The organism is Cupriavidus sp. HPC(L) (genome assembly GCF_000307735.3).
In the GTDB taxonomy this organism is placed as follows: Bacteria; Pseudomonadota; Gammaproteobacteria; order Burkholderiales; family Burkholderiaceae; genus Cupriavidus.
In genome coordinates this window covers 41,263-63,994 of the sequence record NZ_AMPR02000013.1, presented here as the reverse complement: position 1 = coordinate 63,994, position 22,732 = coordinate 41,263, and the positions used below count along the sequence as shown (strand labels likewise).

Here is a 22,732-nt window from a genome sequence, read left to right as displayed (position 1 = left end):
CGGAAAGCGCGAGGCCGGCTGCAGCGGCAGGAAGCGGACCTGCGGCAGCCCGGCGCAGGCCTGCTCGAGCGCGGCGCGCCCGGCGCCGTCACCGCACAGCACGAACCAGATGTCGGGCCGGTCGCGCAGCTGGCGCGCCGCCTGCGCCAATACCTCCAGCCCTTGCTTGTTGCCCATGTTGCCGGAGTACAGCGCCACCGTCGCATCGGCCGGAATGCCGAGCCGGCGCCGATAGAGGCTGCCGCGGCCGGGCCGGATCGCGCGCAGGTCGACCCAGTTCGGCAGCAGTTGCGTGCGTGCCTCCGGCGCGCCCTTGTCGCGCGCCAGCCGCAGCATCGCCTCGGAGATCGTCGACACGCGGTCGAAGGCCGCCATCGCATGGCGTTCCAGCGCACAGGCGAGCTTGCGCAGCAGCGGCTGTTTCAGCAGGCCCAGCGCGAAGGCAGCATCGACCTCGTAGTCCTGCACATGCAGCCAGGTTTTCGCGCCGGTCCAGCGTCCCAGCAGCAGCGCGGCGGGGCTGCACAGCAGCGGCGGCTCGACCACCATCACCACGTCCGGACGCCAGCGCCATTGCGCCAGCAGGCAGGGCAGGCTGCTTGCCGCGAAGCTGGCCAGATGCAGCACCCGCTTCAGGCCCGATGGCCGGCTGGGCACCCACAGCGGCGCGCGCCATACCTGCACGCCGTCGTGCTGCTCGCGCCGGTACTGCCATGCGCGGTAGCCCGCGCCGACGCGCCAGGCCGGATAGTAGGGGGGCGCCGTGATGACGCGCACCTCATGCCCGCGCGCGGCGAACCAGCGTGCCTGCTCGCCGGTGTATTTGCCGATGCCGGTCAGTTCGGGGGAGTAGTTCAGGCAGTACAGGAGGATCTTCATCGGCGCGCGCCGTTCTCGATGCGCGCGATCAGCGCAGCGCCACCAGCCGCGGCTGGCGTCTGGGCGGGCTTTCCAGGCGGCCGCTTTGCAGCGCATCCCGATAGGCCAGCCGCAGGCCGTCGACCAGCGACACGGTCGGCTTCCAGCCGGTTGCCTCGATCCGGTGCGAGTTCAGCCGCTTGCGCGGCGTGCCGTCGGGTTTGCTGGTGTCGAAGCGGATCGCGCCGCGGAAGCCCACGGTGTCGGCGATCAGCTCGGCCAGCACGCGGATGCTGACCTCGTCGGGACTGCCGACATTGAAGAAGCCGGGTGCGCCGGCGTGGTTGCGGTATTCCTGCTGCGGCAGCGCCATCAGGTGCACGCAGGCCTGGCCGAGATCGTCGGCGTAGAGGAATTCCCGCAGCGGCGTGCCGGTGCCCCACACCACGACCTCGCTGGCGCCGTTCTGCTTGGCTTCGTGGAAGCGCCGCAGCAGGCCCGGTATCACGTGGCTGTTCTCGGGGTGGTAGTTGTCGCCGGGGCCGTACAGATTGGTCGGCATCGCGCAGCGGAAATCGGTGCCGTATTGCCGGTTGTAGCTCTCGCACAGCTTGATGCCGGCGATCTTGGCGATCGCATACGGCGCGTTGGTCGGCTCCAGCGCGCCGGTCAGCAGCGCCGCCTCGTCGATCGGCTGCGCGGCGAAGGCCGGATAGATGCAGCTCGAACCGAGGAACAGCAGGCGCTTGACGCCGGAGCGCCACGACTCGTGAACGACATTGGCCGCGATCATCAGGTTCTGCTGGATGAACTCGGCCGGATACGTGTTGTTCGCATGGATGCCGCCCACGCGCGCCGCGGCCAGATAGACCTCGTCGATGCGCTGCTCGGCGAAGAACGCGCGTACCTTGGCCTGATCGCACAGGTCCAGTTCGGCATGCGTGCGGGTAATGACGGTGATGTCGCGACGCGTGCCGAGCGCACGCACGATGGCGCCGCCGACCATGCCGCGATGGCCGGCGACGAAGATGCGGTGTGGAGGCTGATTCATGGCTGTGACACTGACTGTGGATCGGCGAAGTGGGCCACCAACGTGGCGGTCGGACGATGGGCGGGCACACCGGGCTGCACCCGGAAGGGCGTGCACTGGACGGACTCTAGCGCGCGCTCCCGCCGCCGACTGTGGGCTTGCGCACATTCGCGCAGGCCGCCTCGAACCGGTGTGCGCCATCGAACGGAAAACATGCTTACCCCCCGGCATCGTGCGGCCATGCGGGTCCATGGCCCGCACGGCATACCCGCTCACCGACTCAGAAGGCGGCCAGACCATGCAAACGACCTCGACCCTGCCGATCGGCGCCCGCACCAGCCACTCGGCCATGCTGCTGTATCTCGGGCTGGGCGCACTGTGCGCGATCAAGGTCAACGTGATCGGCGAAGTGTATGTCGGCGAATTCCTTGCGGCCGCCTACGCGCTGGCGATGCTGTCCACGCTGCGGATCGAGCGCGCCTATGCCTCCTTCCTCGGCCTGACGCTGATGTGGGCCTTCGCGCAGGCGCTGTCGGACCTGTCCAATGGTACGCCGCTGAACTCGTCGATCAAGGGCGTGCTGGCGCCCGGCGTGTTCTTCCTGACGGTGTTCGCCATCGGCACCCACTTCAGCCAGGGCAGCTCGAAGCGGATCTGGTACTTCCTGATCGGCGCCGCGCTCAGCGAAATCGTCAACCTCAGCCGCGCACCCAGCGAAGAGATGCTGTTCAACCCCTGGAAATGGGGCTATGCGATGCCGGTGCTGATGCTGCTGCTGTGCTATCTGTCGATGGCGCGTGCCGGCGCGCTGCGCATCGCGCTGTGCATCATTGCCTATTGCGCGGTATCGGCGGTGTTCGACTTCCGCAGCGCCGCCGGCCTGCCGCTGCTGGCATTGGCGATCTACCTGCTGCGCCGCACCTCAGTAGTCGCATGGATACGCAGCCTGACCAATACGCGCGGCGGCATTCCGCTGCTGTTCGGCGTGCTGGTGCTGGTGATCGCCTCGCTGAACGCGCTGTTCTCGATGATCTTCGCGCACGCCGGCGAGTTCGGTTTCCTGACGCCCGAAGCGGCGCACAAATACACGGTGCAGGCCACCAGCGACCTCGGCATCCTGTTCGGCGGCCGCTCCGAGATCCTGATCTCGGTACGCGCCTTCCTCGATGCGCCGCTGCTCGGCCACGGTTCGTGGGCGGTCGACCGCAACGGCTACCAGGACGCCTACAGCGTGATGGTCTACCAGATGGGCGCGGCGCTCGACGACAAGATCGTCGTTACCGACGACACGCTGATTCCCGCGCACTCGTTCCTGATGGGCGCGCTGATCTGGAGCGGCATCGTCGGCGGGCTCTACTGGATCTGCATGCTGGCGCGCACGCTGTGGTTGTTCGTGCGCAATATGCCGACGATGCCGATCTTCTTCTATGTCGGCACCGCGCAGTTCGTCTGGGACGTGTTCTTCTCGCCGTTCTCTGCGGACCACCGCTGGGAGTCCGCGATGTTCCTCGGCATGCTGTTCGCCTGGCACCATGCCTCCCGCTATCGCCAGCTGCGGAGCGTGCGATGAAATTCAGCGTGGTCACGGTCTCGTTCAACCAGGCGCGCTATCTCGAGCAGGCGATCCGCTCGGTCACCGGCCAGCGCGGCTGCGAGCTCGAATACATCGTGGTGGACCCGGGCTCGACCGACGGCAGCCGCGACATCATCGCGCGCCATGCGGGCTCGATCGACCGTTGCATCCTCGAGCCGGACAACGGCCCCGCCGACGGACTGAACAAGGGCTTCGCCGCGGCGACCGGCGAGATCTTCTGCTACCTGAACTCCGACGACCTGTTCCTGCCCGAGGCGTTCGCCAAGGTGGCCGCGTATTTCCGCCGCTATCCGTCCGCCGACGTGATCTGCGGCAACGGCTACGTGATCGACGGCGAGGGCGCGCTGGTGCGGCGGGTGTACTCCGACCGCTTCGGCCTGCGCCGCGCGGCCTATGGCGCCAGCATCGCGATCCAGCCGTCGACGTTCTTCCGCGCCGAGACCTATCGCGCGGTCGGCGGCTTCAACGTCGAGAACCGCTCGAACTGGGACGGCGAACTGGTGGTCGACATGGCGCTGGCCGGAGCGACCTTCCGCAATGTGCCGGACTTCCTGAGCTGCTACCGCGTCTACGCCGAGTCGATCACCGGCTCGGCCAGGCTCGCCGAGGCGCACCGGCAGTTCGAGCAGCGCATGTTCCGCAAGATTCTTGGGCGCGATCGGCGCCGCTACGATGACCTGGCATCGGCCTGGTATCGCGTGACCAAGCATCTGGCCAATCCGCGCGCGACCTATGAACGGGTGGTGCGCGGCCCCGTGTTCGGGAGGCAGTCATGATCCGGAAAGTGCTGGCGGCCGTCTCGATCGGCCTGCCGTGGCCGCTGCGGCGGCGGCTGCTGAACCGCTTCTGCGGTGCCCGCATCGACCCGAGCGCGCGCATCGGCTGGTCGCTGGTGCTGTGCGACGAGCTCGAGATGGGGCCGCACTCGCATATCGCCCATCTGACGCTGGTCAAGGGTATCCGCCGGCTGAGCCTGGGCGAGCATGCGATTCTCGGCAGCCTGAACTGGGTGTCGGGATTCCCGCAGGGTCTGACCGACTCGCCGCACTTTCGCGACGCTGCCGACCGCGATCCGGCGCTGGTGATCGGGCGGCATGCCGCGATCACCTCGCGCCATATCCTCGATTGCACCGATACGATCACGGTCGGTGCCTATTCGACGGTGGCCGGCTATCGCAGCCAGATCCTGACGCATAGCGTGTCGATCCGCGAATCGCGCCAGCGCTGCGCGCCGGTGACGATCGGCGCCTACTGCTTCGTCGGCACCGGCTCGATCCTGCTGCCCGGCGCGGCGCTGCCCGACTACAGCGTGCTGGCCGCCGGCGCGGTGCTGAACCGCAGCATGGCGGCGCCGCACATGCTGTACGGCGGCTGCCCCGCCAAGGCGGTGCAGGAACTGCCGGAGGACCTGGCGTATTTCCGCCGCGAGGAAGGGTATATCGTCTGAGGCCGCACGGCGTGCGAAGCGGCCCGACGTCGTCCCCGCGAAGGCAGGGATCCAGCGACTTCGGAAGACACCCGCTTCCCGCATGCGCGCGCGGGAATGACGCGTCGCACGGCCGCATGTCACGGCCGGCATTCACGGCCGGCATGTCACGGCTTCACCAACGCCCCCGCCAACCCATGCCGTGCGAATCCATGGATCTGCGGCAGCAGCACCAGCAGGATCAGCAGCTCGGTGGCCAGCACGCCGAACGACACCGCCGGCTGCCCGAACAGCTTGCCGCCGACCACCGCGATCAGCAGGCCCGCGACATTGGCGCCCAGGTAAACCAGCGACAGCCGCGCATGGTTGTTGGTCGAGGTGACCATCACCGAGGCCGTGTGCCACAGCGAATTGACCACCGCGGCGGCCAGCAGCCAGCTGTAATCCGGATGGATCGGCGCGATCTTGCCGTGCGTCCACAGCTGGCAGATCCATTCGCCGGCGACGTACAGGAAGATGCCGCAGGCGGTGGCAAGGCCGACCGACGCGGTCAGCGCGTGGCGGAACAACGCGCGCAGCGCGGTGGCGTTGCGCTGGCCATAGAGCCGGCCGATCTCCGGCGACAGCGCCTGGCTGATCAGCTGCCCGAGCTGGTAGGGGATGCGCGACAGCGTGCGCATCGCGCTGAAGTACGCCACGAAGGCCGGCCCGAACACAAAGCCCGCGCACAGCACCATCCCCTGCATATTGAGTGCATTGCCGATCGGGAAGGCATTGAGCGCCAGCGCCGGCAGCAGCATCTCGCGCACCTCGGCGCGCGAGAAGGCCGACACGCCGGCGCGCGCCCACGGGGCGAACGCCATCATGCGGCGATACATGACGACCACCAGCAGCACGCGGACGATCGCCAGCAGCGTCAGCAGCAGCAGGAAGCCGCCGTCGAACAGCAGCACGCCGGCCGCCAGCGCGCCGAACTCGAGCAGCCGGAACAGGTTGAACCACATCGTGGCCTCGGCGTAGCGGCCCGCGCTCCAGAACACGCCGTGCGACAGCAACGCCAGCATATAGGTCGAGACCTGGATCGCGATCATCAGCATCGCCAGCACCGCGGCGCCGCCGGCCAGGCCGGTCCAGCCCTGGATCGCGTTGCCGAACGCCGCGCCCAGCAGCATCGACAGGCCCGCCAGCACGGCACCGATCGCCAGCAGCAGCACCAGCGCCGACTGGTAGCAGACCACCGCGGCGCGCTGGTTGCCGGCGGCGATGCTCATGTTGATGCGGTTGACCGCCACGCCGGTGAAGCCCAGGTCGGCCAGCCCCAGATAGACCGGCACCGCGATCACCATCAGCCAGGTGCCATAGCGCTCCGGACCCCATGCCGCCAGGAACATCGGCACGCTGAGCAGCTGGGTCACGATGGTGACCGCCTGGCCCAGCGCGTTCGCGCCGATTCCGCGCAATATCCGCTCCACGCTCGCCTCTTCCGTTTGCGGCCCGGCTGCCGTGGCAGGCCCGGGCCGTCATGCCATGCGCTTATGCGTTCAAACTCGTGTCCACCGCATCATTCGTGATGGTCGTAGGCGCGGAAGCCCGCCAGCTTGCACAGCGCATCGCGCCGCGCCGCCGCGTAGTCGGCGCCGATCATCTCGCGCACCAGTTCGTCGAAGCTGGTGGTCGGCGACCAGCCCAGCCGCTCGCGGGCCCGGCTCGGATCGCCGAGCAGCGTGTCGACCTCGGTCGGGCGGAAGTAGCGCGGATCGACCCGCACGATCACATCGCCGACCTTGCGCCCCGGCGCCAGTTGCTGGCGGCTGTTGTCGATCGCGGCGATCACGCCGATCTCGTCGACGCCGCTGCCCTCGAAGCGCACCGTGATGCCTAGCTCGGCGGCGGCGCGCTGCACGAACTCGCGCACGCTGTGCTGCTCGCCGGTGGCGATGACGAAGTCCTCGGCCTGCTCCTGCTGCAGCATCATCCATTGCATCTGCACGTAGTCGCGCGCATGGCCCCAGTCCCGCAGCGACGACAGGTTGCCCAGATGCAGCGTGTCCTGCAGCCCAAGCGCGATCCGCGCGATGGCGCGCGTGATCTTGCGCGTCACGAAGGTCTCGCCGCGCAGCGGGCTCTCGTGGTTGAACAGGATGCCGTTGCAGGCGTACATCCCATACGCCTCGCGGTAGTTGACCGTGATCCAGTACGCGTAGAGCTTGGCGGCCGCATATGGGCTGCGCGGATAGAACGGCGTCGTTTCCTTTTGCGGAATCTCCTGCACCAGGCCGTACAGCTCGGACGTCGAGGCCTGGTAGAAGCGGGTGGTCTTTTCCAGGCCGAGGATGCGGATCGCCTCCAGCAACCGCAGCGTGCCCAGCGCATCGGTATTCGCGGTGTATTCGGGCTCTTCGAACGACACCTGCACATGGCTCTGCGCGGCCAGGTTGTAGATCTCGTCCGGCTGCGATTGCTGCACCACGCGCACCATGCTGGCGGTATCGGTCATGTCGCCGTGATGCAGGATCAGGCGGCGGTCCGGGGCCTGCGGGTCCTGGTACAGATGGTCGATCCGCTCCGTATTGAACAGCGAGCTGCGCCGCTTGATGCCATGGACCTCGTAGCCCTTGGCCAGCAGCAGTTCGCACAGATAGGCGCCGTCCTGTCCGGTAATGCCGGTGATCAGCGCCCGCTTGCGGCGCGAGCCGCCGCCGGCCGTCGCCTCGTCGTGCTGCCGCGGCTGGAGTTCGAGATCGCCGGCCGCCAGCGGGCCGAGCGGTTGCAGGTCAAGTGCGCCCATAAATATCTGCCATCCTGATGATGTCGTCTTCGCCAAGGTACGAGCCGGACTGGATCTCGATCAGTTCGAGCGGGATCCGTCCGGGATTTTCGAGACTGTGGGTTTCGCCGATCGGGATATAGGTGGACTGATCCTCGGTCAGCAGGAATTCGACGTCGCCGCGGCGCACCCGCGCGGTGCCGGACACCACCACCCAGTGCTCGGCGCGGTGGTGATGCTTCTGCAGCGACAGCTTGGCGCCGGGTTTGACGCTGATGCGTTTGACCTGATAGCGCTGGCCGTGGTCGACGCTGTCGTACGACCCCCAGGGCCGGTAAACCTGCCGATGCTGCGTGGCCTCGGGACGCCCCTGTGCGCGCAGCGCTTCGACCAGTTGCTTGACGTCCTGCGCATGGTCCTTGTGGACGACCAGCACGACGTCGGGCGTTTCCACCACGATCACGTTCTCCAGTCCCGCCACCGCCACCATCCGGTGCGAGGCATGGACCAGGCAATCGCGCGCGCCGTGCGTGACCACATTGCCGACCGCCGCGTTGTTGCCTTCGGACTTGTCGGCCGCCTTCCAGACCGCGTCCCACGAGCCGATATCGCTCCAGTCGGCCGCCAGCGGCGCCATGCGCCCGTCGCGCAGATGCTCCATCACCGCGTAGTCGATCGAATCGGACGGGCACGCGCCGAACGCATCGGCATCGAGCCGGCAGAAGTCCAGATCGGATTTGCCGCGCGCCACGGCCTGTTCGGCGGCGCGCAGGATCTCGGGCGCGAACTGCCGCAGCGCGTCGAGATAGACCGACGCGCGGAACAGGAACATGCCGCTGTTCCAATAGCAGTTGCCCTCGCCGAGAAAGTCGGTCGCCTGCTCCAGCGAAGGCTTCTCGACGAAGCGCTTGACCGTCAACAGGCCGGTGTCATTGGTCGGTACCGCCTTGATATAGCCATAGCCGGTCGCGGGAAAGGTCGGCACCACGCCCAGCGTGGCGATCGCACCGGCGGCCGCGCCTGCGCTGGCCGCCGTCACGGAACGCGCGAAGGCGGCGTGGTCGCGCACCAGATGGTCCGACGGCAGCACCAGCAGGATCGGATCGTCGCCGCCGGCCTGAGCCTTGAGCGCGGCGACCGCGGCGGCCGGCGCGGTGTTGCGCGCATGCGGCTCGAGCAGGATCGCCGCCGGTTCGCAGCCGATCTCGCGCGCCTGTTCGGCGACGACGAAGCGATGCGCTTCATTGCTGACCAGGATCGGCGCGCCGACGCCGTCGATGCCGCGCACGCGCAGCAGCGTGTCCTGCAGCAGGGTATGTTCGCCAAGCAGACGCAGGAACTGCTTCGGATGGCCGTCGCGCGACAGCGGCCATAACCTCGAACCGGTGCCGCCGCACAGCACCACCGGTACGATTCGATTCTCGCTTGCCATGACACCTCCAATCGGCCGCTGCGCGCGTGCCGATGCGATTGGGTGAAACCGTCAGGGCAAGTGTATCGACCGCTGTGCTGCAGCAATGTTTGCTAGGCAACAGAGGTCGACGGTCACCGATTGGCGCCGCAGGTGGCGCAGCGATGACAAAAGGGCCGGCGCAATGGCCGGCCCTCGGTGAGGTGACGTGAGCGGATGCAGGCGGTTCTGGCGCCGGGGCGAAAGCGAGCGGCCAGTGGCTCAACGTGGCTGGACCCCCGCCTTCGCAGGGACGGTGGCGGGATTCACCGCACCCAGTGCCCCGGCCGCATCACCCACCCATGCGGCCCGCGCACCCAGCGCTCGGGCACATAGCGGTAGCCGGGGCGGGCGCGTTCCCAATGGCCCGGTTGCCACACATAGCGCGGACCGGCCGCGCGCCAGTAGCCCGGCACCCACACCTGTCCGCGGCGTGCGGCTCGTGGCGCTTCGTAGCGCGGAGGTGGCGGCGCAACGCGGCGGTAGCCGTGGTCGCGATCGTAGCGAGGGCCGTCGTGCGCCTGGGCCGGCGTGACGAAGCCGAAGGCCGAGCCGGCGGCGAGGGTGGCGAGCGCGAGAATCAAGGGGCGGGTCATCGGGTACTCCTGCTTCGGGGAACAAGCTTGGGTTTGCTCTGATGCGGTCCGGCCGGTCGGCGCGACCGCATTTCAATCAATAACGGTGATGGCGATGGTGATGCCCGTGTCCGTGTCCATGCGGCACGACGATGCAGGCGGACAGCATGGCGGCGGTGGCGGACAGCAGCACGAGAATCGACAGCGTTCGTTTGGTTCGTTTCATCTTTGGCTCCTTGTCGGGGCGCGTTGAACATGGCTGCAATGTAGCGGCGCGCACGCCGCGGCGGCCGTTGCACTTGTAAGGCCCTCTCACAGCGCAATCGGACGGCCATGACCTCACCGGTCAAACGTGCCGATCGGCGTATCTCCTTGCGCGGCAAGGCTTTTTTGGCGGGATGAGGACGTGCGGAAACGGCGCGGCGCATGGCGCGCCGCATTCCGCACGTAATGCGGCGTTACATCGGAAATGAATGCGGGCAGCGAACAGCGATTGCGCCAGGGAGAGCGCGTGCTGATCAGCGAGAGCTGTGGATCAACAGACGATCGGCAGAGACCGTTGGCCTACGCAGAAACGGGTACGGACGGCGTCAGCATCGCGGCCACAGTACGCAGAAATTGGTACGCCACTAGAGGTTGGGGATGACGCATGCATGTCTGGATGGTCGGGATGTGAGATCCGTAAATCGAGGCCGATCGAGACCGTGACGCGCAAAGTCGACGGGAGGAAAAGTGCATGGCGAGGCGAAGACCGAGGCCTTCCCCTTCGCCGAGCAAGACCATCAGGCCCGGCTCGGCATCGCGGCCAGATACCGGCGCGGATCGAAGCGCGTGGTGGCGAGCATCACCAGCACCACCGCGGCGAGGTGGTACCACCAGGCCGCGGCGAAGCTGCCGGTGGCGTCGTGCAGCACCGCCGCCAGCCACGGGGCGCAGCCGGCCAGCAGGAAGCCGCCGCCCTGCATCAATGCGCCGAGCGCGGCGGCGTCCTCGGGGCGGGGCAGGTGGTCCAGCGCGACCACCAGATAGAGCGAGAAGCAGCCGCCGAGACCGGCGCCGCCGATCACCGCCCATGCAAGCGGCGCGAGGTCCGGCCAACCGGCCAGGCCGGCGAAGCCGATTGCCTGCAGGGCGAGCGCCAGCGCCAGCCATGCGCGGCGGTCCGGGCTGCGGGCCGCCAGCGTCGGAAGCAGCAACGCCGCAACGGCTTGCGCGACCGACATCACCGCGATCAGGCCGCCGGAGGCGGGGCCGCTCCAGCCGCGCTCCTGGTAATAGGCGGCGAGCCACGCGATCAGCGAGGCATAGCCGCCGTTCATCACGCCGAACGAAGCCATCAGCAGCCAGGTGCGTGGGCGTCCGAGCAGGCGCAGCACCGGAATCGTGGTGGGGCGGCTGGCATTCGCGTTGGCTTTCGCTTCGGCTCTGGCGTTTGCGTCGGCGACGTCGCCGGCAAGAGCCGCTGATGCGACGGCCGCATCCCGCGGCAGCGCGCGCCACGCCAGCAGCCACCCCGCCCATGCCGGCAGCGCCCACACCGCCAGCCCCGCATGCCAGCTGCCGCTCAGGCCGGCGATCCATGGGGTCAGCTGCGCGCCGAGCGCGCCGCCCGCCATCAACGCGGCCGAATAGAGACCCATCACCATCGCCATCCGCGCAGGAAACTGCCGCTTGACGATGGCGGGCAGCGCCGCCTGCGCGGCGGCCGTCCCAAGGCCGCACAGTGCCGCGGTCGCGATCAGCGCCGTGCCGCCGGGCCACGCGAGCCGCAACAGCGAGCCGATACCGACCAGCGCCAGCGCGAGCAGCACCGCGCGCCGTTCGCCCAGCCATCGGCGCATCGCCGGGGCGAGGCAGGCGCCGACGCCGATCAGCACCATCGGCAGCAGCGTCAGCCACGCCATGCCGCGGTAGTCCATGCCGGTGCTGGCGCGGATCACGGGCGCCAGAGGGCCAACGCCGGTCAGGAAGGGACGCAGGTTCAGGCCGGCCAGCACGATCGCGGCCAGCGCCCAGCCGGGTGCGCCGATGCGCGGCCGGCCGGCAGAGACTTCAACTGCCATGGAGATCAACGGCCATAGACGGCATCGGCGCTGATTCCCACATCGAGCCGGATCAGCGGCAGCGGCGCCGGATCGAGCGTCAGCCGCAGCGCCTGGTAGGTGGCCTCGCTGGACAGGCCATACGGCGCCGCGTCGTTGTTGTCGAAGGCGTAGTAGACCTCCTGCACGCCGCTGATCACCAGCGCCGCCAGGCACATCGGGCACGGATGGCCGCTGGCATAGACGGCGCAGCCGCGCAGGTCAGGGCTTTGCAAGCGCCGACTGGCGGCGCGGATCGCCTCCATCTCGGCATGGCTGGTCGGATCGTGGCTGTGGACGATGCCGTTGACGCCGGTGGCGATCAGCTGGCCGTCGCGCGCCAGCACGGCGCCGAAGGGCCGGCCGCCGCGCGCGCGGTTGGCCTGCGCCAGATGCACGGCCTCGCGCAACAGGGATTCGTGGGTGGACATGGGATTGCCTCGCGAAAAAGAGCCTGCGGGTAGAGGAGCAGACTGTACGCGCGCGCTTGGCAATTGGGAAATTAAATGATGGAATGCGCTGCAGTGAGAAATCAAATAACGCGCTGTTGCCCGCGTCCACGACACCTTTGAACGACATCCTCGATCCGCAACTGCTGCGCAGCTTCGTTGCCGTGGCCGACAGCGGCAGCTTTACCCGCGCGGCCGAGCGCGTCCACCTGACCCAGTCGACCGTGAGCCAGCAATTGCGCCGGCTCGAGGAGCAATGCGGCTGCGTGCTGCTGGACAGGGGCGGCCGCTATGTCACGCCGACCCCGGAAGGCGAACGCCTGCTCGGCTATGCGCGGCGGATCCTGCAGCTGTCGGGCGAGGCTGTCGCGGTAATCCGCGACAGCGCGGTGCAGGGCGAAATCCGGCTCGGCGTGCCGGAAGACTTCGCGGCGCAGACGCTGACGCCGGTGCTGGCCGCTTTCGCCGACGCGTGGTCCGGCGTGCGGCTCGAGGTCACCAGCGGCCTGAGCCACGAACTGTGGCAGGGCTTCCAGGAGGGCGATTTCGACCTGGCGCTGATCAAGCAGCGCGAGGGCAGCGCGGCAGGGCTGGCGAACTGGCCCGAGCCGCTGTGCTGGATCGACAGCCGGCGGCGCCCTGCGTTCGAGCGCGATCCGGTGCCGCTGGCCGTCTTTCCCGGCGGCGCGCTGTATCGCGGCGAGATGACGCATGCGCTGGAGGCGAGCGGCCGGCGCTGGCGCATCGGCTTCGTCAGCGCCAGTCTCGCGAGCCTGAGCTCGGCGGTGGCGGACGGCCTGGGCATCAGCCTGTTGCCGCGTCGCGTGGTCACGCGCGCGCATCGGGTGCTCGACGAACCGGCGCTGATCGGCGCGGTGCCGCCGGTCGAGCTGAGCCTGCATGTCAGGCCGGAACCGTCGGCGCCCTCGCGGGACATGGCGGCGCGCCTGCAGGCGATGTGCGATGCCGTGATGCGGCGCGACCAGCGGCGGGGGTAGTGGGCCAATCGCGGCCCAGCAGCGGCCCCAGCAGCGGCCCAGTAGTGGCGCGGACTCGCGGCGCTCAGCGGTCCGGGCGGATCGGACCGAACTCGACCGGCACCCAGGTATAGCCGTTGCCGTCGGCCCGCACATGGCCGATGCCGGGGAAGGGCAGGTGCATGCCCGCGACCCACAGCTTGTTGCGCGCGGCGTCGTTGAACAGGCGTTTGCGCGTGCGCACCGCCGCGCGGCTGTCCACGTCGAACTCGATCGCCACGTCCGGCCGGCGGAACTGGACCGCATGGCTGTGCACGATGTCGCCCCAGACCAGCAGGTTCTGCGCCTTGCCGTTCTTCTCCGAGCGCACCAGATAACCGGTATGGCCGGGAGTGTGGCCATACGCGGCCACCGCGGCGATGCCCGGCAACAGTTCGTCGCCGGCCTTGAAGGTACGGAAGCGCCCACCCGCCTGATAGGGGGCGACCGAATCGCGCGCCAGCTTGAAGAAGGGCTGGGCATCGGCCGGCGCCTTGTCGGCGATCTCCTGCGACAGCCAGTAGTCGGCGTCGATCTGCGACGCGTAGACGGTGGCCGTCGGGAACACCGGCTTGCCGTCGACCGCCAGGCCGCAGGCGTGGTCGCCGTGCAGATGGGTCAGCAGCACCGTGTCGACCTGCATCGGGTCGTAGCCGGCCGCGCGAACGTTGTCAGCGATCTTGCCGAGCGCGGGGCCGAAGCACGTGCCGGCGCCGGTGTCGATCAGCACCAGGTTCTTGCCGGTGTGGATCAGGAATCCGTTGACCGCGGTCTGCACGCCAGGGGTCGACTCCACGAACATGCGCGCCAGCAGGGTTTGCACCTCGCGGGCGCTGGTGTTGCGCAGCAGCTTGGGGTCCAGATCGATATAGCCGTCGTACAGCGCGGTGATCTCGAACTCCCCGAGCATCATCCGGTAATAGCCGGGCACCTGGCTCTGCTGCTGCGCGGGCACGCCTTGCGCGTGGGCTGGCGCGCCGGCCAGCGCGGCGCACGCCAGCGCGGCGGCGAGCGCGATGGGAAGAACACGGCGCGGGAGGGCAATACGGGACGGGCTCATGCGGCGCTCCATGGGCGTACGGTCACCGTGAGGACGGGTGAACGGGAAAGGCGGAACAATGCAGCAAGAATCGTCCCGCTAATGTAGCACTCGTCACATTTTCTTGCAGCGAGTGTCGCTGAGGCGACTCGCTTGCCGACGCTGTGCCGTCCCCCTATAGTCGGGCCAATGTCCTTCAACTCGGGAAACGGCATGACCAACAGCGATTCCGCTCCGAAACGGCAAGGGGCCGACCTCTCGACGCCCAGCACGGCCGACTCGCGCGGCCACGTCGTCGAGCAGCCGGTGTCGGAGCGCATCCGCGCGCGGCTGATCGCCGCGCGCCAGCGCTTTCACGCCAACGACAATATCTCGCGCTTCATCGAGCCCGGCGAACTCGACCAATTGTCGAAGGAGGTCGAAAACCGGCTGGCCGACGTGCTGCGCAGCCTCGTGATCGATATCGACAACGATCACAACACGCAGGAAACCGCGCGCCGCGTCGCCAAGATGTACCTGAAGGAAATCTTCGCCGGCCGCTATGTGCATGCGCCGAGCGTGACGGAATTCCCGAATGTCGAGCAGCTCAGCGAACTGATGATCGTCGGCCCGATCCGCGTGCGCAGCGCGTGTTCGCACCATCTGTGCCCGATCATCGGCAAGCTGTGGGTCGGCGTCATGCCCAACCAGCATTCGAACCTGATCGGCCTGTCCAAGTATGCGCGGCTGGCCGAATGGATCATGTGCCGTCCGCAGATCCAGGAAGAGGCGGTCAGCCAGATGGCGGACCTGCTGCAGCAGAAGATGAATCCGGACGGCCTGGCCATCGTGATGGAGGCCGAGCACTTCTGCATGCACTGGCGCGGCGTGCGCGATACCGACGCCAAGATGACCAACAGCGTGATGCGCGGCTCCTTCCTGAAGAACGACAGCCTGCGCCGCGAATTCCTGACCCTGCTCAATCTGAACCGCGGCTGAAGGAGGCCACCATGCTAGTTCGTCTGCTTTACGCGAGCCGCGCCCGCCAGCCCGCCGGCGAGGATCTGGTCGACACCATCGTCGCCACCAGCATCGAGCGCAATCCGCCGCAAGGCATCACCGGCGTGCTGTGCTACGGCAACGGCGTGTTCCTGCAGGCGCTGGAAGGCGCGCGCGCCGAGGTATCGGCCCTCTATCACCGGATCGCAAAGGACCCGCGGCACGAGGACGTCGTGCTGCTGCACTACGAAGAAATCGGGGAGCGGCAATTTGCCGGCTGGGCGATGGGGCTGGTCGACACCTGCCGCATCAATACCGCCACGCTGCTGAAATACTTCCCGCGGGCGGAGTTCGATCCGTACCGCACCAGCGGCCGCGCCTCGCTGGCACTGCTCGGCGAGCTGATCGCCGGCAATGCCGTGGTGGCGCGCAGCGCGGAACGGCCGCGCTATTGAGGGAATTCCGACCTGACTGGCAGATGCCGTCGTCCCCGCGAACGCGGGGACCCAGTGGTTCCGAAAGACGCTGGATTCCCGCATGCGGGGAAATAACGAACCGCCGTCAGTCCTTGCCGAGCTCGTGACCGATATAGCCGCCAACCGCCGCCCCGCCGATCGTGCCCCACGGGCTGCCGTCAGTGACTTCGTGGCCGACCGCGCCGCCGGCAACCGCGCCGCCCAGCGTACAGCCCTGCATCGAGATGGTCATCGCGCCCGCCGCAACGAGCGTTGCTATCAGCTTCCACATGATGATCTCCTGAGCGGCGTGGTTGCCGCCTGATGCGTCCAGCTTAGGTCCGCTCGAGGCGCCGTCGATTCGGCCCGGGACTGAATTGCCTGTAGGAAAGGGACGACACCTGGTGCGGCGAGCGTGTCACAGTCTGGGTGCTCCCTGTGCGGTGCCGCATGCCAACTGGGCATGCTTGCCATGCCGAGGCCGCGCTTGAGCGCCGCCGGATCCGTGGGCGATCATCGTGGCGTCGTTGCAGCCAACGAGGAGAGACGATGTCCGCCGCACCCCCGCCCACGCTGGAGTTCTGGTTCGAGTTCGGCAGCAACTACAGCTACCTGAGCGCGATGCGGATCGAGCCGCTGGCGGCCCGGCACGGCGTCACGCTGGCGTGGAAGCCGTTTCTGCTCGGCCCGGTGTTCTCCGCCCTGGGCTGGCAGGGCTCGCCGTTCGTGGTGCAGCGCGCCAAGGGCGCCTACGCGATGATCGATATCGCCCGCCAGTGCGCCAAATACGGCCTGCCATGGCGGCAGCCGAGCCAGTTCCCGCGCCGCGCGCTGCTGCCGATGCGCGTGGCGCTGCTGGGTGCCGGCGAACCGTGGATCGGGGCCTATTGCCGCCGCATCATGCGGATGAACTTCGCCGAGGACCGCGATATCGACAACGCGGAGGCGGTCGGCGAGGCGCTGGCCGAACTCGGCCTGCCGGCCGACGCGCTGCTGTCCGCCGCGGTGCTGCGGCAGAACAAGGAGGCGCTGCGCGCGCAGACCGACCGGGCCCTGCACCGCGGCGTCTTCGGCGCGCCGACCTTCTTCGTCGGCGAGCAGATGTTCTGGGGCAACGACCGGCTGGAGGACGCGCTGGCGTTCGCCATCGAACAGCAGGTGGTAACAGGATAAGGAGGATAAGGGCCTGACGGCATGCGGCGGGGGCGCGCGGGCACGCGTGCTACCATCGTCGCCCCATGCCGACCAATATCGAAATCAAGGCCCGCGTCGACGACCGCGACGCCCTGGCGCCCCTCGCGGCCGAACTGGCCGACCACGGTCCCGAACTGCTGCAGCAGGACGACACCTTCTTCCATTGCGGCAACGGCCGTCTCAAGCTGCGCGCGTTCCCCTCGGGCCGCGGCGAGCTGATCTTCTACCGTCGCGCCGACGACAGCGGTCCCAAGCCAAGCCACTACCAGATCGTGCCGACCGCCGAGCCGGACCGGCTGCGCGCCGCGCTGGCGGCCGCCTACGGTGAGGCCGGACGCGTGCGCAAGGCCCGCATCCTGTACCTGGTCGGCCGCACCCGTGTGCATCTGGACCGGGTCGAGGGACTGGGCGACTTCCTCGAACTGGAGGTGGTGCTGCGCGACGGCGAAGCGGCCGAGCAGGGCGTGGCCGAGGCGCATGCGCTGCTTGGCAAGCTGGGCGTCGATGCCGGCCAGCTGGTGCCGACGGCCTATGTCGATCTGCTGCGAGCGCGCGGCTGATGCCCTCCGGCTTTTCGCGGAGGACTTAATTCACCGCGCTGTTTTCCGGCGGGCCAGCCTCGCTCCAGCCGGTGCCATTCCCGTGAACACCCTGATTTCCACTTGCCTTGATGTAGTACATACTGAACGTCCATTCGGTAAACACTACATCAACGGCGCCGCCGGGTGGATCCGTCTGCCAGCGCACTGCCGGCCGGCGGGCGCGAAGCCGATTGACGTGGCATGCTTGTACGAATTGGCGGAGTCTGCGGCTGGCCCGTTCCTTGCGTCAACCGGTCCGCCGCAGTTGATGTAGTGAATCCTGAATGAAAACAGTGCGCGGCGCACCGCCCGGGCGGGCGTGCCGCACCAGCGCTGTGCCGGCCGGGAGCCGGCGTGCCACGCTGTTGCAACGTCCGTTTCACCGTCGATCCAACGTCCATCCCGCCTACCGGCGACCCGCTTCAGCAAAGGAAGAACGATGCCCAACCGAATCCGCCCCCAACGACGACTGCGCCGCGCCACCGCCGCCGTGGCAGTCACCGTGTCGGCGCTGCTCGGCAGCGCCGCGGCGCTGGCGCAGAACACCATCAAGATCGGCGAGATCAACAGCTACAAGGCACAGCCGGCGTTCCTCGAGCCGTACAAGCGCGGCTGGGAGATGGCGGTCGAGGAGGTCAATGCGGCGGGAGGCGTGCTCGGCAAGAAGCTGGAAGTGGTCTCGCGCGACGATAACGGTAACCCGGGAGACTCGGTGCGGGTCGCGGAAGAACTGGTGGCGCGCGAGCGCGTCGCGCTGCTGTTCGGCGGCTTCCTGTCGAATACCGGCCTCGCCTTGACCGACTATGCCAAGCAGCGGCGCGTGTTCTTCCTGGCCGCCGAGCCGCTGACGGACAAGATCGTCTGGCAGAACGGCAACCAGTACACCTACCGGCTGCGTCCGTCGACCTATATGCAGGTCGCGATGCTGGTGCCCGAGGCGGCCAAGCTGAAGAAGAAGCGCTGGGCCATCGTCTATCCCAACTACGAGTACGGCCAGTCGGCGGTCGCCACTTTCAAGAAGCTGCTGAAGCAGGCCCAGCCCGATGTCGAGTTCGTCGCCGAGCAGGCGCCGCCGCTGGGCAAGGTCGACGCCGGCTCGGTGGTGCAGGCGCTGGCGGACGCCAAGCCCGATGCGATCTTCAACGTGCTGTTCGCCGCCGACCTCGGCAAGTTCGTGCGCGAAGGCAATACGCGCGGCCTGTTCGAGGGCCGCGAGGTGGTGTCGCTGCTGACCGGCGAGCCGGAATACCTCGATCCGTTGCGCAGCGAGGCGCCGAAGAACTGGATCGTGACCGGCTATCCGTGGTACGCGATCGATACGCCCGAGAACAAGAAGTTCGTCGAGGCCTATCGCAAGAAATTCAACGACACGCCGCGCGTCGGCTCGGTGGTCGGCTACGCCGCGGTCAAGTCGATCGCGGCCGGGCTGCAGAAGGCCGGCACCGCCGACAGCGACAAGCTCGCGGCCGCGTTCTCGGGCCTGCGCGTCGACACGCCGATGGGGCAGATCGTCTACCGCCCGCAGGACCATCAATCGACGATGGGCGCCTATGTCGGGCGCACCGGCGTGCGCGACGGCAAGGGCGTGATGACCTCGTTCGTCTACGTCGACGGCGCCAAGGTCCAGCCCACCGACGCCGAAGTGAAGGCGATGCGGCCGGCGAAATAAGCAAGATGCAATCAGGCGGATGCACTAGGCCGATGCACTAGGCGGATGCAACAAGGCCGGCGCGTCCCGGCTGGAGTCGACACATGACACTGACAAGCTTGCTGGCCCAGTTGCTGAACGGCCTGGCCGAAGCCTCGACGATGTTCCTGGTGGCCGCCGGGCTGTCGCTGATATTCGGCGTCACGCGCATCGTCAATTTCGCGCACGGCTCGTTCTTCATGCTGGGCATCTACCTGTCCTATACGGTGGTCAGCCGCATTGGCGAGACCGCCGCGGGCTTCTGGGGCGGCGTGCTGGTGTCCGCGCTGCTGGTCGCCGCGATCGGCGCGCTGGTCGAGTGCGTGATCCTGCGGCGCATCTATCAGGCGCCGGAGCTGTTCCAGCTGCTGGCGACCTTTGCGCTGGTGCTGGTGATCAAGGATGCGGCGCTGTTCGTCTGGGGGCCCGAGGATCTGTTCGGTCCGCGCGCGCCGGGCCTGAGCGGCGCGGTGGAAATACTGGGCCAGCGCTTCCCGCAATACGATCTGGTGCTGATTGCGATCGGCCCGCTGGTGCTCGGCCTGCTGTGGCTGCTGCTGACACGCACGCGCTGGGGCACGCGGCTGCGCGCGGCGACGCAGGACCGCGAGATGGTCGGCGCGCTCGGCATCAATCAGGCCTGGCTGTTCACCGGCGTGTTCGCACTCGGCTGCTTTCTCGCGGGCCTGGCGGGCGCACTGCAGGGTCCGCGCGTGCCGGCCAACCTCGCGCTCGATCTGGAGACCATCGGCAGCGCCTTCGTCGTCGTCGTGGTCGGCGGCATGGGCTCGATTCCCGGCGCCTTCCTGGCTGCACTGCTGATCGCCGAAATCAAGGCGCTGTGCATCGCGCTCGGCACGGTGTCGTTCGGCGGCGTCGAGATCGCGCTGACCAGGATGACGCTGGTGGTCGAGTTCCTGGTGATGGCGGTGATCCTGGTGGTGCGCCCATGGGGGCTGCTGGGCAAGCCGCAGGCGCCCTCGCGCAACGGCGCCGAGCTGGAGGCGCCGCTGCGCGCGCCCGGCAGAGCCGTCAAGCTCGCCGGCGCGCTGACGATCGCGGCGCTGCTGGCGGTGCCGCTGCTGGCGCAAACCTATCCGTACCTGACGGTGCTGCTGGTCGAAATCCTGATCGCGGTGCTGTTCGCCGCCAGCCTGCACTTCATCATGGGCCCGGGCGGACTGCATTCGTTCGGCCATGCCGCCTACTTCGGCCTGGGGGCCTATGCGGCCGCGCTGCTGCTGACCAAGTGGCAGCTGCCGATGGAGAGCACGCTGCTGCTGGCGCCGCTGGTGGCCTGCGCCGGCGCGATCGTGTTCGGCTGGTTCTGCGTGCGGCTGTCCGGCACCTATCTGGCGATGCTGACGCTGGCCTTCGCGCAGATCGTCTGGTCGGTGATCTACCAGTGGGACGGCTTCACCGGCGGCAGCAACGGTCTGCTCGGCGTGTGGCCGGCCGGCTGGCTGTCCTCGCCGACCGCCTTCTACTACCTCACCATGGGGCTGTGCTGCCTGTGCGTGCTGGCGCTGCGTCGCATCCTCTTTGCACCGTTCGGCTACGCGATGCGCGCCGGCCGCGATTCGGCGCTGCGCGCGGAGGCGATCGGCATCGACGTCAAGCGCGTGCAGTGGGTGGCGTTTGCCATCGCCGGCCTGTTCTGCGGCATGGCCGGCGTGCTGTTCGCCTATTCGAAGGGCAGCATCTCGCCCGAGGCGATCAGCGTCGGCCGCTCGGTCGACGGCTTGGTGATGGTGCTGCTCGGCGGCGTGCAGACGCTGGCCGGGCCGCTGGTCGGCGCCTCGGTATTTACCTGGCTGCACGACACCATCGCGCGCGAAACCGAATACTGGCGGGCGCTGCTGGGCGCCACCATGCTGCTGCTGGTGATCCTGTTCCCGGCCGGCATCGTCGGCTCGCTGCGCAAGCGCTTCGTGCGCGAGACGGAGCCTGCCGAGGCCGAGCCGGCCGCTGGTGCGCCAGGTGCTGCCCCCTCGCCGTGGCAATCCCCCTCGCTGAAGGAGCCGGCATGACGCTGCTGCAAGTCAGACATCTGGGCAAGGCGTTCGGCGGCGTCAAGGCGGTCAGCGACGTGTCGTTCGACCTGCCGGCCGGCCAGCTGCTGGCGCTACTCGGCCCCAACGGGGCCGGCAAATCGACCTGCTTCAACATGCTGAATGGCCAGCTGAAGCCGGACCAGGGCTCGATCCGTTTCGACGGGCACGAGATCGCCGGCATGCGGCCGCGCGATATCTGGCGGCTCGGCGTTGGACGGACCTTCCAGATTGCCGCGACCTTCGGCTCGATGACGGTGGTCGAGAACGTGCAGATGGCGATCCTGTCGCGCGAGCGCAAGCTGTTCCAGCTGTGGCGGCCGGTGCGCGGACACTATCGCGACGAGGCGATGGCGCTGCTCGAACAGGTCGGCATGGCCAGCCAGGCCGAGCGCGCCTGCGGCGTGCTGGCCTATGGCGACGTCAAGCGCGTCGAGCTGGCGATCGCGCTGGCCAACCGGCCGCGGCTGCTGCTGATGGACGAGCCGACCGCCGGCATGGCGCCCGAGGAGCGCCGTGCGCTGATGGCGCTGACGAGGCGGCTGGTCGAGCGCCACCAGCTGTCGGTGCTGTTCACAGAGCACAGCATGGACGTCGTGTTTGCCTATGCGGACCGGATGATCGTGCTGGCGCGCGGCCAGCTGATCGCCGAGGGCGATGGCGAGACGATCCGCAACGATGCGAAGGTGCGCGAGGTGTATTTTGGCACCGGCAAGACCTTCGAAAGCCGGGCCGGACACCACCGATCGGCACAGACGCAGGAGGGCTCGGCATGAGCGCCGACACGCTGTTGGAAGTGAGCGGCCTCAATGCCTTCTATGGCCGCGCGCATATCCTGTTCGACGTCGGGCTGGAAGTGCGGCGCGGCGAGGTGGTCGCGCTGATGGGCCGCAACGGCGCCGGCAAGTCGACCACGATGAAGGCGCTGATGGGGCTGCTCGATCGCGCGCACGGCAGCATCCGCTTTCGCGGCCGGGATCTCGCGCGCGCCAAGCCGTACCAGATCAGCCGCATGGGCATGGGCTTCGTGCCCGAGGACCGCCGCATCTTCACCGACCTGACGGTGATGGAGAACCTGGAGATCGGCAGGCAGCCGCCGCGTGCCGATGCGGTCGAATGGACGCCGCAGAAGCTGTTCTCGCTGTTTCCCAATCTCGGCGAGATGCCGAACCGTCCGGGCGGGCAGATGAGCGGCGGCGAGCAGCAGATGCTGACGGTGTCGCGCACGCTGATGGGCAATCCGTATCTGGTGCTGCTCGACGAGCCGTCCGAAGGCGTGGCACCGGTAATCGTGGAGCAGATGGCCAACATGATCCTGGCGCTCAAGCGCGAGGGCATGGCGATTCTGCTGTCCGAGCAAAACCTGCATTTCGCCGAACTGGTCAGCGATCGCGCCTATGTGCTGGAGAACGGCCACATCCGCTATCACGGCACCATGCCGGAGCTGGCCGCCAACGACGCGGTGCGGCGCGAGTACCTGGCGGTATAGCGGCAGCTGGAC

Annotated in this window: 23 protein-coding genes; 12 read left to right on the top strand and 11 right to left on the bottom strand. The window is 68.2% G+C overall.

The features are described from left to right. Together B551_RS01915 and B551_RS01910 are read right to left on the bottom strand one after the other, a co-directional pair. Positions 1-879, bottom strand: an 879-nt coding sequence (locus tag B551_RS01915) for a WcaI family glycosyltransferase (protein WP_023263372.1), incomplete at its 3' end; no start/stop codon positions are given. A 28-nt stretch (positions 880-907) separates the two neighbouring features. After that, a complete protein-coding gene (locus B551_RS01910) occupies positions 908-1,909 on the bottom strand; it encodes a GDP-L-fucose synthase (RefSeq protein ID WP_006577970.1) in 1,002 nt (333 codons plus the stop codon). A 277-nt stretch (positions 1,910-2,186) separates the two neighbouring features. On the opposite strand from B551_RS01910, the gene B551_RS01905 reads away from it, so the two are divergent. From B551_RS01905 to B551_RS01895, 3 genes are read left to right on the top strand one after another with little or no spacing between them, the layout of a single operon-like run. After that, positions 2,187-3,458: a hypothetical protein gene (locus B551_RS01905; protein WP_006577969.1), complete on the top strand. Its 1,272-nt coding sequence runs from the start codon at positions 2,187-2,189 to the stop codon at positions 3,456-3,458. Next, positions 3,455-4,258: a glycosyltransferase family 2 protein gene (locus B551_RS01900; protein WP_006577968.1), complete on the top strand. Its 804-nt coding sequence runs from the start codon at positions 3,455-3,457 to the stop codon at positions 4,256-4,258. Before B551_RS01905 ends, B551_RS01900 begins: the two co-directional genes overlap by 4 nt. Continuing rightward, on the top strand, positions 4,255-4,929 hold the full coding sequence (locus B551_RS01895; RefSeq protein WP_006577967.1) for a hypothetical protein: 675 nt from the start codon (positions 4,255-4,257) through the stop codon (positions 4,927-4,929). The genes B551_RS01900 and B551_RS01895 overlap by 4 nt, the downstream gene beginning before the upstream one ends. A gap of 146 nt (positions 4,930-5,075) precedes the next feature. Here B551_RS01895 and B551_RS01890 read toward each other — a convergent pair whose 3' ends face one another. From B551_RS01890 to B551_RS01865, 7 genes are all read right to left on the bottom strand, one after another. Beyond that, complete coding sequence (locus B551_RS01890; RefSeq protein WP_006577966.1) at positions 5,076-6,368, bottom strand: lipopolysaccharide biosynthesis protein; 1,293 nt, start codon at positions 6,366-6,368, stop codon at positions 5,076-5,078. Between the two features lie 101 nt (positions 6,369-6,469). Then, the gene (gmd, locus tag B551_RS01885; protein WP_006577965.1) at positions 6,470-7,696 is read right to left on the bottom strand and encodes a GDP-mannose 4,6-dehydratase; all 1,227 of its coding nucleotides are present in this window, start codon (positions 7,694-7,696) and stop codon (positions 6,470-6,472) included. Beyond that, on the bottom strand, positions 7,683-9,107 hold the full coding sequence (locus B551_RS01880; protein ID WP_006577964.1) for a mannose-1-phosphate guanylyltransferase/mannose-6-phosphate isomerase: 1,425 nt from the start codon (positions 9,105-9,107) through the stop codon (positions 7,683-7,685). The genes gmd and B551_RS01880 overlap by 14 nt, the downstream gene beginning before the upstream one ends. 284 nt (positions 9,108-9,391) lie before the next feature. Beyond that, the gene (locus B551_RS01875) at positions 9,392-9,721 is read right to left on the bottom strand and encodes a YXWGXW repeat-containing protein (RefSeq protein WP_006577963.1); all 330 of its coding nucleotides are present in this window, start codon (positions 9,719-9,721) and stop codon (positions 9,392-9,394) included. Positions 9,722-9,797: 76 nt separating this feature from the next. Further along, positions 9,798-9,926: a hypothetical protein gene (locus B551_RS27230; RefSeq protein ID WP_023263369.1), complete on the bottom strand. Its 129-nt coding sequence runs from the start codon at positions 9,924-9,926 to the stop codon at positions 9,798-9,800. 556 nt (positions 9,927-10,482) lie between these two features. After that, positions 10,483-11,763: an MFS transporter gene (locus B551_RS01870; protein WP_023263368.1), complete on the bottom strand. Its 1,281-nt coding sequence runs from the start codon at positions 11,761-11,763 to the stop codon at positions 10,483-10,485. A 5-nt stretch (positions 11,764-11,768) separates the two neighbouring features. Next, entirely contained in the window at positions 11,769-12,212 is a 444-nt protein-coding gene (locus tag B551_RS01865) for a nucleoside deaminase (protein ID WP_006577961.1), read from the bottom strand. A gap of 146 nt (positions 12,213-12,358) precedes the next feature. On the opposite strand from B551_RS01865, the gene B551_RS01860 reads away from it, so the two are divergent. Beyond that, the gene (locus tag B551_RS01860) at positions 12,359-13,228 is read left to right on the top strand and encodes a LysR family transcriptional regulator (protein ID WP_064576835.1); all 870 of its coding nucleotides are present in this window, start codon (positions 12,359-12,361) and stop codon (positions 13,226-13,228) included. Positions 13,229-13,292: 64 nt separating this feature from the next. On the opposite strand, the gene B551_RS01855 is transcribed toward B551_RS01860, so the two are convergent. Continuing rightward, a complete protein-coding gene (locus B551_RS01855; RefSeq protein ID WP_156526573.1) occupies positions 13,293-14,306 on the bottom strand; it encodes an MBL fold metallo-hydrolase in 1,014 nt (337 codons plus the stop codon). 192 nt (positions 14,307-14,498) lie between these two features. Here B551_RS01855 and folE point away from each other — a divergent pair, with 192 nt between their 5' ends. Beyond that, complete coding sequence (gene folE / locus B551_RS01850) at positions 14,499-15,263, top strand: GTP cyclohydrolase I (protein WP_043436845.1); 765 nt, start codon at positions 14,499-14,501, stop codon at positions 15,261-15,263. A gap of 11 nt (positions 15,264-15,274) precedes the next feature. Further along, complete coding sequence (locus B551_RS01845; protein WP_006577586.1) at positions 15,275-15,718, top strand: BLUF domain-containing protein; 444 nt, start codon at positions 15,275-15,277, stop codon at positions 15,716-15,718. A gap of 106 nt (positions 15,719-15,824) precedes the next feature. Here B551_RS01845 and B551_RS01840 read toward each other — a convergent pair whose 3' ends face one another. Then, positions 15,825-15,971 carry a glycine zipper 2TM domain-containing protein gene (locus tag B551_RS01840; protein WP_370646799.1) on the bottom strand — a complete coding sequence of 49 codons (147 nt, stop codon included), beginning with the start codon at positions 15,969-15,971 and terminating at the stop codon, positions 15,825-15,827. A gap of 296 nt (positions 15,972-16,267) precedes the next feature. Between B551_RS01840 and B551_RS01835 the strand changes: the two genes are divergently transcribed. The 6 genes from B551_RS01835 to B551_RS01810 all read left to right on the top strand — a co-directional run bounded on the left by B551_RS01835 (position 16,268) and on the right by B551_RS01810 (position 22,720). Next, complete coding sequence (locus B551_RS01835; RefSeq protein ID WP_006577588.1) at positions 16,268-16,891, top strand: 2-hydroxychromene-2-carboxylate isomerase; 624 nt, start codon at positions 16,268-16,270, stop codon at positions 16,889-16,891. 65 nt (positions 16,892-16,956) lie between these two features. After that, positions 16,957-17,472 carry a class IV adenylate cyclase gene (locus B551_RS01830; RefSeq protein ID WP_006577589.1) on the top strand — a complete coding sequence of 172 codons (516 nt, stop codon included), beginning with the start codon at positions 16,957-16,959 and terminating at the stop codon, positions 17,470-17,472. Between the two features lie 460 nt (positions 17,473-17,932). Continuing rightward, on the top strand, positions 17,933-19,162 hold the full coding sequence (locus tag B551_RS01825) for an ABC transporter substrate-binding protein (protein WP_006577590.1): 1,230 nt from the start codon (positions 17,933-17,935) through the stop codon (positions 19,160-19,162). 83 nt (positions 19,163-19,245) lie between these two features. Further along, positions 19,246-21,210 (top strand): ABC transporter permease, encoded by a 1,965-nt coding sequence (locus tag B551_RS01820; RefSeq protein ID WP_006577591.1) that lies wholly within the window; start codon positions 19,246-19,248, stop codon positions 21,208-21,210. Then, the gene (locus tag B551_RS01815; protein ID WP_006577592.1) at positions 21,207-22,007 is read left to right on the top strand and encodes an ABC transporter ATP-binding protein; all 801 of its coding nucleotides are present in this window, start codon (positions 21,207-21,209) and stop codon (positions 22,005-22,007) included. The genes B551_RS01820 and B551_RS01815 overlap by 4 nt, the downstream gene beginning before the upstream one ends. Continuing rightward, positions 22,004-22,720: an ABC transporter ATP-binding protein gene (locus B551_RS01810; protein ID WP_006577593.1), complete on the top strand. Its 717-nt coding sequence runs from the start codon at positions 22,004-22,006 to the stop codon at positions 22,718-22,720. Before B551_RS01815 ends, B551_RS01810 begins: the two co-directional genes overlap by 4 nt. The last annotated feature ends 12 nt before the right edge of the window (positions 22,721-22,732 follow it).

Excerpts from the sequence above, each read along its gene's own strand:
- B551_RS01910 (WP_006577970.1), bottom strand. The coding sequence starts at position 1,909 with ATGAATCAGCCTCCACACCGCATCTTCGTCGCCGGCCATCGCGGCATG.
- B551_RS01905 (WP_006577969.1), top strand. The coding sequence starts at position 2,187 with ATGCAAACGACCTCGACCCTGCCGATCGGCGCCCGCACCAGCCACTCG.
- B551_RS01900 (WP_006577968.1), top strand. The coding sequence starts at position 3,455 with ATGAAATTCAGCGTGGTCACGGTCTCGTTCAACCAGGCGCGCTATCTC.
- B551_RS01895 (WP_006577967.1), top strand. The coding sequence starts at position 4,255 with ATGATCCGGAAAGTGCTGGCGGCCGTCTCGATCGGCCTGCCGTGGCCG.
- gmd (WP_006577965.1), bottom strand. The coding sequence starts at position 7,696 with ATGGGCGCACTTGACCTGCAACCGCTCGGCCCGCTGGCGGCCGGCGAT.
- B551_RS01880 (WP_006577964.1), bottom strand. The coding sequence starts at position 9,107 with ATGGCAAGCGAGAATCGAATCGTACCGGTGGTGCTGTGCGGCGGCACC.
- B551_RS01875 (WP_006577963.1), bottom strand. The coding sequence starts at position 9,721 with ATGACCCGCCCCTTGATTCTCGCGCTCGCCACCCTCGCCGCCGGCTCG.
- B551_RS27230 (WP_023263369.1), bottom strand. The coding sequence starts at position 9,926 with ATGAAACGAACCAAACGAACGCTGTCGATTCTCGTGCTGCTGTCCGCC.
- B551_RS01870 (WP_023263368.1), bottom strand. The coding sequence starts at position 11,763 with ATGGCAGTTGAAGTCTCTGCCGGCCGGCCGCGCATCGGCGCACCCGGC.
- B551_RS01865 (WP_006577961.1), bottom strand. The coding sequence starts at position 12,212 with ATGTCCACCCACGAATCCCTGTTGCGCGAGGCCGTGCATCTGGCGCAG.
- B551_RS01855 (WP_156526573.1), bottom strand. The coding sequence starts at position 14,306 with ATGAGCCCGTCCCGTATTGCCCTCCCGCGCCGTGTTCTTCCCATCGCG.
- folE (WP_043436845.1), top strand. The coding sequence starts at position 14,499 with ATGACCAACAGCGATTCCGCTCCGAAACGGCAAGGGGCCGACCTCTCG.
- B551_RS01845 (WP_006577586.1), top strand. The coding sequence starts at position 15,275 with ATGCTAGTTCGTCTGCTTTACGCGAGCCGCGCCCGCCAGCCCGCCGGC.
- B551_RS01840 (WP_370646799.1), bottom strand. The coding sequence starts at position 15,971 with ATGACCATCTCGATGCAGGGCTGTACGCTGGGCGGCGCGGTTGCCGGC.
- B551_RS01835 (WP_006577588.1), top strand. The coding sequence starts at position 16,268 with ATGTCCGCCGCACCCCCGCCCACGCTGGAGTTCTGGTTCGAGTTCGGC.
- B551_RS01830 (WP_006577589.1), top strand. The coding sequence starts at position 16,957 with ATGCCGACCAATATCGAAATCAAGGCCCGCGTCGACGACCGCGACGCC.
- B551_RS01825 (WP_006577590.1), top strand. The coding sequence starts at position 17,933 with ATGCCCAACCGAATCCGCCCCCAACGACGACTGCGCCGCGCCACCGCC.
- B551_RS01820 (WP_006577591.1), top strand. The coding sequence starts at position 19,246 with ATGACACTGACAAGCTTGCTGGCCCAGTTGCTGAACGGCCTGGCCGAA.
- B551_RS01815 (WP_006577592.1), top strand. The coding sequence starts at position 21,207 with ATGACGCTGCTGCAAGTCAGACATCTGGGCAAGGCGTTCGGCGGCGTC.
- B551_RS01810 (WP_006577593.1), top strand. The coding sequence starts at position 22,004 with ATGAGCGCCGACACGCTGTTGGAAGTGAGCGGCCTCAATGCCTTCTAT.